This is a genomic window from Micromonospora sp. NPDC048835 (assembly GCF_040649995.1).
In the GTDB taxonomy this organism is placed as follows: Bacteria; Actinomycetota; Actinomycetes; order Mycobacteriales; family Micromonosporaceae; genus Micromonospora.
In genome coordinates this window covers 292,687-304,541 of sequence record NZ_JBEZGM010000001.1, presented here as the reverse complement: position 1 = coordinate 304,541, position 11,855 = coordinate 292,687, and the positions used below count along the sequence as shown (strand labels likewise).

10 protein-coding genes are annotated in these 11,855 nt (G+C 68.4%); 7 read left to right on the top strand and 3 right to left on the bottom strand.

Features of this window, described 5'->3' with window-relative positions; all coding sequences use genetic code 11:
- The first annotated feature begins 38 nt into the window (after positions 1–38).
- From AB0C15_RS01200 to AB0C15_RS01180, 5 genes are all read left to right on the top strand, one after another.
- The gene (locus AB0C15_RS01200; RefSeq protein WP_357347399.1) at positions 39–974 is read left to right on the top strand and encodes a hypothetical protein; all 936 of its coding nucleotides are present in this window, start codon (positions 39–41) and stop codon (positions 972–974) included.
- A 377-nt stretch (positions 975–1,351) separates the two neighbouring features.
- A complete protein-coding gene (locus tag AB0C15_RS01195; protein ID WP_357347397.1) occupies positions 1,352–1,525 on the top strand; it encodes a hypothetical protein in 174 nt (57 codons plus the stop codon).
- 42 nt (positions 1,526–1,567) lie between these two features.
- Positions 1,568–1,990 carry a hypothetical protein gene (locus tag AB0C15_RS01190; RefSeq protein ID WP_357347890.1) on the top strand — a complete coding sequence of 141 codons (423 nt, stop codon included), beginning with the start codon at positions 1,568–1,570 and terminating at the stop codon, positions 1,988–1,990.
- A gap of 62 nt (positions 1,991–2,052) precedes the next feature.
- The gene (locus AB0C15_RS01185) at positions 2,053–2,940 is read left to right on the top strand and encodes an META domain-containing protein (RefSeq protein WP_357347395.1); all 888 of its coding nucleotides are present in this window, start codon (positions 2,053–2,055) and stop codon (positions 2,938–2,940) included.
- A gap of 16 nt (positions 2,941–2,956) precedes the next feature.
- Entirely contained in the window at positions 2,957–3,679 is a 723-nt protein-coding gene (locus AB0C15_RS01180; protein ID WP_357347393.1) for a DUF6188 family protein, read from the top strand.
- A 236-nt stretch (positions 3,680–3,915) separates the two neighbouring features.
- On the opposite strand, the gene AB0C15_RS01175 is transcribed toward AB0C15_RS01180, so the two are convergent.
- Both AB0C15_RS01175 and AB0C15_RS01170 read right to left on the bottom strand, forming a co-directional pair.
- A complete protein-coding gene (locus AB0C15_RS01175; protein ID WP_357347390.1) occupies positions 3,916–4,719 on the bottom strand; it encodes a hypothetical protein in 804 nt (267 codons plus the stop codon).
- A 676-nt stretch (positions 4,720–5,395) separates the two neighbouring features.
- Entirely contained in the window at positions 5,396–8,086 is a 2,691-nt protein-coding gene (locus AB0C15_RS01170) for an RICIN domain-containing protein (protein WP_357347388.1), read from the bottom strand.
- 565 nt (positions 8,087–8,651) lie between these two features.
- Here AB0C15_RS01170 and AB0C15_RS01165 point away from each other — a divergent pair.
- Positions 8,652–9,782, top strand: a complete 1,131-nt coding sequence (locus AB0C15_RS01165) for a LacI family DNA-binding transcriptional regulator (RefSeq protein ID WP_357347386.1) — start codon at positions 8,652–8,654, stop codon at positions 9,780–9,782.
- 107 nt (positions 9,783–9,889) lie between these two features.
- Here the strand turns inward: AB0C15_RS01165 and AB0C15_RS01160 are convergent, their stop codons facing one another.
- Positions 9,890–10,459: a TetR/AcrR family transcriptional regulator C-terminal domain-containing protein gene (locus tag AB0C15_RS01160; RefSeq protein ID WP_357347384.1), complete on the bottom strand. Its 570-nt coding sequence runs from the start codon at positions 10,457–10,459 to the stop codon at positions 9,890–9,892.
- A gap of 51 nt (positions 10,460–10,510) precedes the next feature.
- Between AB0C15_RS01160 and AB0C15_RS01155 the strand changes: the two genes are divergently transcribed.
- Positions 10,511–11,761 (top strand): FAD-dependent monooxygenase, encoded by a 1,251-nt coding sequence (locus AB0C15_RS01155; protein ID WP_357347382.1) that lies wholly within the window; start codon positions 10,511–10,513, stop codon positions 11,759–11,761.
- The last annotated feature ends 94 nt before the right edge of the window (positions 11,762–11,855 follow it).

The following is an 11,855-nucleotide window of genomic DNA, read 5'->3' as shown; positions in this document are numbered from 1 at the left end:
ACGATAACCGAGCACCGCCACCGGGGGGAATGAGGCACATGCTGGTCAGGTTCTGGCGTCTCGCCCGAGACCCCAACATCACCCTGCCGATCCTGGCGACACTTGTCGGCGCCGGGATGGTGGTGGCCGGTTGGCTGATCGCAGGCCGGTCCTACGTGCCCGGCCTGCTCCAGCAGTTCGGTTCGGCACTGGTGATGCTGATGCCGCTGCTGTTCCTCGGCCGGATGTTGGAGGCGCGGATGCGCCGTACCGAGGAGCAGACCCGATCGATCTCCAGCGACCTGGCGCAGGTGCGCACCGAGGTCTCGGCCACGGCCGCGATGATCGACGCGTTGAGCGCGACCAGCCGGGACGACATCGAGCGACTCGGCGAGCGCCGGGACGAGGCGTTCGCCGCCGCCGACCAGTCGCCGACCCAGCGCGCCGTGGCCCGGATACTTGCCGAGGCCGATTCCGTCTCGGCTATCGCGCCGCGCGGGGTACGAGTGAAGGTGCGGGCGTCCGGCGCGCGGCTGCGGGTCCAGGCGCCCCGATCCCCGGCCGAGGCGGCCAGCCTGCCGGTGCGGCTGGAACGGGCCGACGGTCAACCGATCGACACACTCGACTGGCGTGCTGGCGAGAACGAGGCGGACCTGGCAGGCCGTATCGCTGCGGCCCTGATGGTGGATGCCGACGCGTTGCTCGGCGGGTGGGCCGGCGCCCTGGTGGACACGCTGCGAACGGCGGCCGCCGCACAGACCGGCCGGCTTCCGGTGGAACTGGGGCCGGTCGTCGAGATGCCCAACGACCAGTGGGTCATCTCCGCCGACGGGCTGCACTGCGTGGAGCGGCCCTATCACATCCCGCTGGCGCGCCTGCTCGACCGCCGGGAGGACTGGCCCCGGCACATGCGGACCAAGAGTTGGGTGGCGCACGGCAAGTTCGTCGAGGCGTACGACCTGGCGCTGGCACTCGTGAACAACGGACGGCTTTGACTGCCTGCGCGGGTCGACGTCGGGCGTGCACATGGCCGCGGTCGACGCCGCCGCGTCGCACCAGCACCCGCTCTGGTGTCTTTCCTGGGTGCCCACGCGGTTGCAATCAGCGGTTCCCACCGCGCGAGGGAACAGACAGCACCGACGCTCACGGCGCTGAGGTGCTGGCGCAGGTGGATGGACGAACAGCGGCCACCGTCCACAGCCAGCCCACCGCCGAGCCGTTTCCGCGACAGTTGGCCGCAGACGCGGCACCAACCACCGAGTGGCCGCCCACCAGCCCAGGGCCCAGACCTCACCCCGGCCCTGAACCGCGAGCAGCATCGGTCATCACAACGTACTGAAGGCAAGCCGCCACACGTCGCGGAAGGAGTCCGGTGACCGTCCCTGATCCAGCGCTCAGCGCCGCGCTCGAGCTCTACTACGTCCAGAACGAGCACCGCGGTGAAACCCTGCACCGGTCCGCCGCGCAAGCCATCCACCGCGACGTGAAGGCTCTCGACGTGGGCGACGGGTCGCGCGTACTTGAAATCGGCACCGGCACGGGATAGTCCGGCGCGGTACTCGCCGCGCACGCCGGGACCAGCGGACACATAACCAGCATCGACATCAGCGATCACCTGGTCGGCTGGGCGAACCGGCTGCATCACCAACGCGGGGTCACCACGATCACCTGCCACGTCGCCGACGGCATGGCTGGCTACCCGCCGCACGCCCCCTACCAACGACTCGTGGCCTGGTGCACACCTCCACGGCTTCCCCGCGCGTGGGTCGAACAGCTCACCTTCGGTAGATACGCCCAGAGCACCGCCGTCCCCGTCGACGACGCGCTGACCATCCCCAGCCGCTGGGTGGACTGCGTCGAACAGCAACCCGACCCGGCGTGGACAGCCATCGGTTGGCGCGACCGCGACAACCACCATCACCGAGGTGCCCAGACGGCTCTCAACCTGTTACTGAACCCCGCACACATCGAAACAACTCCGGGCGCACCCGATGTCCGTTACGGCCGTTAGTAGGGCAGGTGGTTCGGTAACCAGCTACGGGGGGCCGACGCCCGACCGGAGGAGCCGAGGTGATGCGACAGGGTTACCTCGCGACGCTAGTGGTGATGGGTGCGCTGCTCGCCGGATGCAGCAGGCAGAGCCTCCCGGAGCGCGCGAACCCGCAGCCGATCTCGGGAACTAGCGGGCCTGTGCTGCCGTTGGCGCCAGAGTCACTGATCGGCTCTTGGACGATCGGCGACGTTGCCGACCCCGGCGCGGGCACGATCCTGCGCCTCGCAGGCGGTGATCTGTACCTGGTAGGCAGCCGCTGCGGCAGTCTGGGCGGATCCTGGCGGGCGAGCAGCGACGGTACCTTCCTCGCAGACATCTTCTCGGCTTCCACGGCCGCGGTCGAAGGCATCCCCGGTTGCGCGAAGGCCAGTCAAGAAACACCCGAATGGCTGCGCCGCGTCACCGCCTTCCAATTCGACGGCACCGGACTACCCGTACTGCTGGACGCACGAGCGCAGCCGGTCGCCCGGCTGATCCCCGGGGCGACACCAACCCCCGAACCCGACATGGCCGACGACGCACTGGAACCGCCAGTGATCACCGACGAGGCCCGCCGGGCCCTGAGACCAGCGGTCGCACTACCGGCGACGCTGGTTCCGGTGGACCGGAGCCGGCTGGTAGGTCGGTGGGTACCGCGTACCGGGCACAAGGCCGCATACGTGCAGTTCACGGCCGACGGTGAATGGCGCGGATCCGACGGCTGCAACGACGAGAGCGGCCGGTGGATCACCGCCGCCAGCGGCACACTACTCACGACCGAAAGAGGAACCACACTGGCGTTTTGCGCCGACAGTGTGTCGGTCGGAGGATGGCTCGGTACGGCCAGACGAGCAGGTTTCGACGGTCAGGTCCTGGTGCTCGTCAACGCCGAGGGCGCGGAGGCAGGTCGGTTGTTCCCCGTGAACTAAACGCCGCCCGTCGGCTGTGTCTGCGGCTGCGGCTGCGGCTGCGGCTGTCCACCATCTGTTGGCGGGTTGCGCGGGCGCGCGCCCCATCAGGTCCTGGTGGTCGCAGCCGCAGAAGGCTGTCGGCGTCGCGGTCGCGCTGTTGGCTGCCCAGCACGATCTCTGCGCGTTCGAGTGTCGGGTGATCAACGAAGGGTACGAGCGCGTCGACGGGCAGGTGCAGCGCGGCGACCAGGAGTTCCCGCAACTGTGGTGCCACGGCGAGGCCCTCGACGACCTAAAGGCTCCAGGGAAGTATGGGTCCATGGCCGAGCGCGTAAGCCCCACCGGGCTGATCGAGCAAAGCGGTAAGTGGCTGCTACCGGTCGGCGACGGCGTCGTGACGCAGCTGCGGATCGACTTTGCATTCACCCTCATAGTCGAGTCGTGGATCGAGATCCGCATCGAAACTGAGTTCTCCTACGGCGCACCCGGCGCCGAAAGCCGGTTCGACCCTTCGACGTCGACAGGTCTGGCACCGTTGCTCGACCGGCACCAAGCGCAAATCACCGCAGCCACGATTCGCAAGGACGGTCGGTTGACTCTGACCTTCGCCGACGACGCAGTCCTCGTCGTCGAGCCGGACGATCAGTACGAGGCGTTCACAGTCACGACTATGCCGCCGCCGGGAATCCAGGGGTTCCGCTTCGTCGCTGTCCCGGGCGGCGGCCTCGCCCACTGGGTAGCCGAACGCAGACAGTAATGCACGGGTCACTGCCTCGATTGATGGCATGAGCCCGAGCCTGCGCTTCTGGCTCAACCTCGACCACGAGGCCCGCCCAGAGTGATCGTTCGGTGACACGCACTCGTTTCGGCACGACTGGACAACGTCTGCGCCGGTCACGCAGCATCACGCTGTGTGACCCACCCGTGGCCCGCCGCCGCGCGTGCTCTGCGGCAGATCCGGAGGACCGACTGCTCGGGCTGACGGCATGGGTTTCACCAGAGGTCGAGTTGTCCGGGGAGTTCGTCGGTGATGCGGTCAGGGAGTTGCCACAGGCGCACGGTCGCGTCCGGCCCTTTGGTGAGCCAACGACCTTGGCCGTCGGTAGCCGCAATGGCGTTCTGAGTCATCTCGAGGCCGTAGTCGACGTCAGCCTGCCAACGCAGACTGCGGGTAGAGAGCAGTAAATGGTTCTCGAAATCCCCGTCGTCGGTGTTGACGGCCACGAGGACGAAGTCGTCGCTGACCAGTGCCGCTGCCTCCATGAGGCTGTAATCGCTGTCGCCGGTGTAGTCCGGGAGTTCCGTGGAGCCGCAGGCGACGACGATCGCGCCGGTGTACACGTCACGGATGGCGATCTCCGGTACGTCGCCGTGAGGTAGTGCGAGGTACCGATCGCCGGTGGAGGTGAAGCCGTTGAGGAATCCGCCGGGAAGATTGCGACCCTGGATCCGTCCGTCGGCGAGCCGGGCCAGGTGACTCAGTGGAGTGTCCTGGCCCATGGCGACGTGCAGCCCGAGCCGTTTTCCGTCCGGGTGAGGGAAGAAGTAGGCCGCGCCCACCGAGGAATCCAGCCGGACGCGGTCAAGCTCCGCACCGGTCGCCGCGTCGTAGGCGACCAACTCGTCCCCGGCGGGAAGGTACGCCCACAGAACCCCTTGGGCGTCGAGATGGCAGTTCGGCACGCAAGGCAGACCGGCGCGCGGGATCGCATGTTCGCGGCGCCACTGCACCTGGCCGAGCCGGTCGCAGACCACGATTTCGTCGAGGGTCACTGCCGCCAGGTGCCGCTGGTTCACACTAGCCTTGAACCTCTGCGCTTTCACTGGCACATCGAATCGCTTGACGACGCCAAGGTCGGCGTCCAGAACCGTCGCCGACGACTCAACTGGGTGAGTGACCAACCACCCGACTCCAGCGACTTGGCTGATCCATCCTACCGGTGGGAGAGCGACGCCGGCGATCATCACAGGGCGCACCGCCGCAGCATAACGCCGGAGCCGCCCCTCGGTCGTCACTGGATTGGACAGTGCAGACACAGGCCGAACGGACCCGAGCCGAAACGGACCTGCACGCAGGGAACTCCGCCGCACCACGCTGGATGACCCGGACAGGGATCACCACGTTGGTCGAGGCCGTCGGGAACATCGTCACCGTACTCCGCGACGCGGACCCCGCCGACAAAGCCGAGGTCTACCGCCAGCCGGGCCTGCGGCTGACATACCACCAGGAAGCGCAGACGGTGCGCGCTGAAAGCGATCTCAGCGCGCACCGTGGGCACTCAGCCGCGGCGCCCGGGCCTGGCTCTCGTACGGGTAGCGAGCGGACCGGGCCCGCGTCTGTCCGGATCGGTAGCTCGTGTCCCACCACGAGGGGATCGCGCCGACTCGAAGGCACAGACCGTGCCCCCGAGTCGGCGCGACAGTCGGCAGCCCGTTACCGGCGGCCGAACTTGGCACTCACCTCTGCCACTGGTCAGGAGGCTACGAACTGCCACTGCTGGTTGGTCCCGCCGTTGGCGGTCCACTGCACGACCTGCGCCCCGTCGCTGGTCGAGGCGGCGGAGACATCGGCTGCCAGTCCGCTGCTTCTGCTGACGATGGTGTAGTAGCCGTCACTGGTGGGCCGCAGGTACCACATCTGGTTGGTGCCGCCGTTGGCCGACCACTGCTGCAGTTGCAGGCCCTGCGCAGTGCTGCCGGCGTTGACGTCGAGCATCTTTCCGGAGGCGGTGTAGCGCAGGGTGTAGGCGTCCTGGGTGGTGCTGATCGTCCAGGTGGGGGTGCCGCTCTGCTGGACCGCCTTGGCGCCGTCGGCGGTGGAGTTGCCGGCGATGGCGAGGGGTTTGCCGCTGTTGCGGTTGACGATGCGGTAGGTGCCGGGTGTGGGTCCGGTTCCACCGCTTCCACCGAGGTTGAAGTACTCGACCGAGTCGGTGAAGACGGTGCTGCCGGACTTGGCGGTCGACAGTTGCAGGTACACGCGGCTGCCGGTGGCGGGGGCAGTGAAGGACACCGGTTGGGTGACCCGTGAGCCGAGTGGGACGGTCAGGTTGGTGCTGCCGGACGCGACGACCGCGCCGGTGGGACTGTCGAGCCGGGCGGTCCAGGTCAAGCCCACCGAGGTGTTGGTGAGGTCGTCGTTGAACACGGTGATGTTGCGGGTCACCGTGGCGTTCCGGGCGTAGGTGGGCACCGCCTGCGCCAGCGGGAAGTTGCCGTTCGAGTCCGAATTGCCGGAGGCGGACCAGTAGGGGAGGTCGATCGCGGCCACCGGGTTGAACGCCGCCTGCACGCGCTGGATCTGCGGGTTGCTCCACGGATCGGGCAGGTTGTCCACTCCGTATATCGGGTGACCGCCCTCCTCCGGGGTGAAGTCGGTGGACCGCACGCCGGGCACGACGCTGGCCCAGGCGGACAGCAGCGTGTACGGACGCAGGTCGGTGGCGCCCTTGCCGCGCTTGGCGGCAGTCGCGGTGGCGAACCACTCGAAGCCCTGCTTGTTGTTGCATGCCGGCCAGATGAACTCGCCCTCGCCGTCGGGCCGCCCGTTCACGGTGACCAGGCCCTCCCCGTACCTGCCGAAGCCGTCGACGTAGTGCGGGATCACCGCGAAGTTGGCGTACGTCATCCCGGGATACAGGCTGACATTGTTGCCGACGCCCACCTCGACAATGATCGGCCGGGTGCCGTCGGCGCCGTTCATCGCCGCGTAGAGGTCCTTCTCGAACTGTTCGGAATCCTGGCCGCTCTGGTTCGGCTCGTTGTTCTGACTCCAGCGGATGATCGCGGGGTGGTTGCGGTCGCGCAGGACCAGCGCACGGGCGTGATTGATCATGTTTTCGCGCCCGACGGAGTTCTGCCACTCCTGCGAGGACTGGGAACCGCGGATCGCGACCTCGTCGATGATCATCAGGCCCATCTCGTCGGCGACATCCAACATGTACGGGCTGCCGGGCTCCTGGTGGATGCGCACCACGTTGTAGTTCAGCCGCTGGTAGTTGTCCACCGCCTGCGGCCAGCCGCCGTTGCCTGACGACGGGGGCAGGAAGCCGGGCAGCGTGTGGTACGCGTCGCCCTTGCCGCCGTTGTTGATCCGGTCATAGTCGGCACCCTGGAGGTTGTCGCCGCGGAAGTTCACGCGCACACCGTTGAGGTAGTAGTAGTCACCGTTCTGGGTGGCCTCCCGGAACCCGAACCGGTACTCGGCGTCGCTCGTCCGGCCGTCGTCGGTGACGGCGTGCACCGCCAGCCCGTGCAACTGCGCCCGGTACCCCGACCGGTACGGCACATTGGGCCACCAGTACGAGGTGCTGTCGAGGTTCCACGCGACCGGCCCCACAGTCACGGTCGCGGTCGAGCGGGCCGCCACGGTGACCGTACGGCTGGGCAGTGCCGGGTAGCTGAAAGCCGTTCCGTTGTGGGACGACAGCGACCCGGTCAACGTCACCGACCGGGAACTGGCCGACGTGTTCCGCACCGTCACGTCGTAGGTCAGCGTCTTGTTCGCCACCGACGTACGCACGAATGTGTCGCTGACGTACACCGCCGGGTACACCCGCAGGAACGCGGAACCGAAGATCCCCTGCGGGACAGCCTCGGACCACGTGGCGGCGTCGGGCACCAGGTACCGGCCGTTGGATGCCTTCAACGCGCCGCGGCCCTTCACGTTCACCGTGATCGTGTGGGTGGTGCCGGGCGCCGCGTAGGCACTGATGTCGAAGTTCGACGGGGTGAACGCCGTCGTCTGGGTGGCGACCACGCGGCCGTCGACCGACAGTGTCGCCTGGTGGTTGACGGCACCGAACTCGATCCAGGTCGACTGCGGCTGCCCCGAGTCCGGCACGGTGATGCTGCGCGAGTACACCGCCTCGTTCACGGTGGTGAATCCCTGCTTGTACCAGCCGCCACCGGGTACCGCGATCGTGGTCGCCGCCCGGCCCGCGGGCGTGAAGGTCCACGTCCCGCCCAGGTCGACCGAGGTGATCGCGGCGTTACCGGCCGCCACACCATCGACACCGGCGGCCGCGACACGCTGCGTCGTGACCGGCGCGGCCAGGGCCGACCCGTTGATCGCCAGAGCCACGCTAGCGGCGACCACGGCTACGGCCAGTCCTCCAGCCGCTGCCGGCAACCAGCCGCGCCGGCGGGCGTTCGAACGATGCATGCCAACCTCCTGTGACTCATCCGCCAGCTCCGCAACACCGGTTCAGCGCAGCCTCAAGGCAGCCGTCGAACCGATTCGACAAATTTGCTGGCGTCGCCGACCACCCGGGAGAAGGGTGACTGCGGCCCCGATACATATATATGCATTAATGGGCATATTGAATGTAAAGTCAAGGTTTCCAGACGGTTACTTCCTGCTCCTGACGCAAAGCAGGCTTCGAGTGGCCGTCGCCAGTACGACCCTCCCGGAGTGCTTGGGCATCGCGCTCAGGCGTCCCGCGTCACTGGCTCACGGACGCGGCGCCGATCAATTAGCGAACCGATTCGCCGCTGCGACGCCCGGCCGCGTCACACGCTGAAGGCGTGGACAGCAGCATGCGGTCTTCGGCGAAGTCGACGGGCGGCCCGGCCTGACTTGTTCGGCTCGAAACTGGAGTTAGGGTGCTGGCAGGGAAACGTGCTTCGCCAGCGTCACGGGCGGGTTGCGGGCTCTTAACGGTGAGTGTCTGACTGCGTAGACATGACTGCGCAATCATACAGGACGATGGCCGGCGGTGGGAGGTGCCATGACGCGACTGGCGAGGCCGGGTGGAAGCCCTCCGACGCCGCGCAGCGTAGATGTCGCGCGGCTGGCCGGCGTCTCCCAGAAGACGGTGTCCAGGGTCCTCAACGACGAGCCGTACGTCTCGACCGACGTGCGCCGGCGGGTCCTGGACGCCGCCGCGGAGCTCGGCTACCGGCGCAACCAGGCGGCCCGGGCACTGGCCTCCGGGCGGACCCGGTCGATCGGCGTGGTGACGCTCGGCAGCGCCTTGTACGGGCCGGCGTCGTGGCTCATGGGCATCGAGCGGGCGGTTCGGAAGGCGGACTACACGCTGCAGGTGGCCACCACGATCGAGGGCGACCCGAGCGGCATCGCGAGCGCCCTGGCGTCGCTGCTGGACCAGGGCGTGGACGGCGTCGTCATTTCCGAGCCGATCGACGAGGGCGTCGGCCTCATCAGCGTGGATGTACCGGTCCTGGTCCTCGGCGCTCCGCCCACCTTCACCGCGCCGCAGGTGGTGACCGCCAGGGTCGGCGCGGGCCGGCTCGCGCGGGCCGCGACCGAGCACCTGCTGGAGTTGGGGCATGCGACCGTCCATCACCTGGCCGGCCCGCAGCGGTGGTATTCGGCACGGGACCGTCTCGCCGGCTGGCGCGAGGCGCTGCGAGCTCACGGCGCGGACGAGCCGCCGGTCGTCGAGGGCGACTGGTCGGCCGCGTCCGGCTACGCGGCGGGCCGGGAACTGGCCGGCGACAGCACCGTGACCGCGGTGTTCGCCGCGAACGACGACATGGCGATCGGTCTCATCCGCGCGCAGATCGAGGCCGGGCGCCGCGTGCCCGAGGACATCAGCGTCGTCGGGTTCGACGACATCCCGGTCGCCGCCTACGTCACTCCCCCGCTCACCACCGTGCGGCAGCCGTTCGAGGAGGTGACGCGGCAGGGCCTCGCGCTGCTGGTACAGGTCATCGAGAAGCCGGACGTCGAGCTTGCGCCGGCGGCCGACCAACCGGTCGAACTCGTCGTCCGCGCCTCGACGGCGCCACCACCGCCCCGGCCGACCCCTGGACGTGGCCGCCGAGCGATCCCCGATGCCCACGGTGGCCCACACGGTCAGCCCGCCGGCAGCGAAGTCCCAGCCACCCAGCCCTGATCAGCGTCGATCTGTCCACCTACGGCGGCACGTCCCCCGAGACTCGTACCGGCCGTCGCTGACGAGCGGCGGTAGCACCCGTCCGGCGCCGGTCGGGCTCAGGGCCGTTACCGGAGGAACTTGGCGACGCCGAACTCGAATCGCTGCTCGAAGGACGCGTCGACCAAGGCTGGCATCACGCGCTTGAGCGCGGGGCGTCGGCCGACGTCGAGCTCGATGGTGGAGCGGTTGGACAATGCCTGCTCCTCCTGGGTGAGTCCGAGCGTGAAGTAGATGAGACTCCAGCAGGCCCAGGCCGCCTGCTGGTCGGAATGTCCACCATCAAGCATCGCCGTGACCAAGGCTTCGGCGAAGTCCAACGTGGCCGGTTCTGCCGCGTAGGTGCCGGTGACGACGGCCGCGCCGTCGCGGTGGGCCAGCAGGGCAGCCCGGTAGCGACAGATCAGCTCGACGGCGCGCTCCTGCCAGTGCGCCGGCAGATCGTCGAGGGATGCTCCGGCGACGATCGCGTCGGCCATCAACTCCAGAAGGCGTGCCTTGCTCTTGGCATGCCACAAGACGGTGTTCATGCGTACGCCCAGCCGCTCAGCGATCGTCCGCATCGAGACGGCGGCGGCTCCCCGTTCGTCGAGGATGTCGAGCGCGGCCCGCACGACATCCGTTTGACTCTTGGTCACTGACCCAGTCTACTGGACACCCGCTTATTGGTCAGTGACCAAGGAGGTTCCGTGGAAGATGTCGTCGTCGTCGGTGCCGGACCGACCGGCCTGTGGCTCGCCGCTGAGTTGCGCTTGGGCGGGGCCTCGGTCACCGTCCTGGAAGCCCGGCCGGAGCGTGACCCCCACTCGAAGGCACTGACTATCCATCCCCGCACGCTCGAGATCTTCGACTGCCGCGGCGTCGCCGAGGCGTTCCTGGCGGAGGGCCTGCGCATCCCGAACGGCCACTTCGCCGGCCTTCCGGACCGGCTGGACTTCTCGGTCCTGGACACCCCTTACCCGTTCACGCTGGCGCTGCTACAGGCGCGCACCGAAGAGCTGCTCGAAGCCCGGGCCGAGGCACTTGGCGCGACCATCCGCAGGGGCTGCGAGGTCGCCGGCATCAGCAGCGCCGGCGTCGAACTCGCCAACGGGAGCGAGGTTGAGGCACGGTACGTGGTCGGTTGCGACGGTGTCCACAGCACGGTCCGGACGAGCGCGGGCATCGAATTCCCCGGCACGGATGCCACCACGTGGGGATGGCTCGGCGACGTGGTGCTTGACGCCCCGCCCACCCGCGGTATCGCGAGCACGGCAGGCGAGACGGGCAGTCTCATGATCGTCCCGCTGCCCGGCGGGATCCACCGGCTTGTCGGCGGAGATCCGGCCACCAACCAGCCGCGATGGCCCGGTGAACTCACCCTTGCGGAACTCCGGGCGACCGTCTGGAAGATCGCGGGCACCGACTTCGGAATGCGCGACCCGATCTGGCTGTCGCGATTCGGCGATGCGACCCGGCAGGCGACCACCTACCGCAGCGCAAACGTGCTGCTCGCCGGAGACGCCGCGCACATGCACTTCCCGACCGGAGGTGTCGGGATGAACGTCGGCCTCCAGGACGCGCACAACCTCGGCTGGAAACTGGCCGCTGTCGCCACTGGACGCGCTGACGAAACTCTGCTGGATACCTACCACGAGGAGCGGCACCCGGTGGGAGCTGATCTGCTGGAGCACACCCGGGCACAGACCGCGCTGATCACCGCCTACTCCCGCAACGGCCAAGCCCTGCGAGCGGTGTTGAGCGGGCTGATCGCCACCGCACCGGACCTCTCCCGCGAACTGGCCGAGCGACTGTCCGGCCTCCATGTCGCGTACCGGACTGGCAGGCGGGTGCCAAACCTGGAATTTCCGGACGGCAGCACGCTCTTCGAGCGGCTGCGCCTTGGAAAGAGTGTTCCCGTGGAAGCGGGAGTGGTCCGTCCGGACGGACACCTCGCCTGAGCGCCGGGCATCTTGACAGGCGTGCTGGGCCTGGGCGCTCCTGGGTAGCCGTGCACGGCATCTCGACGCATTGGCTGCGTCGAGATGCCCGCCC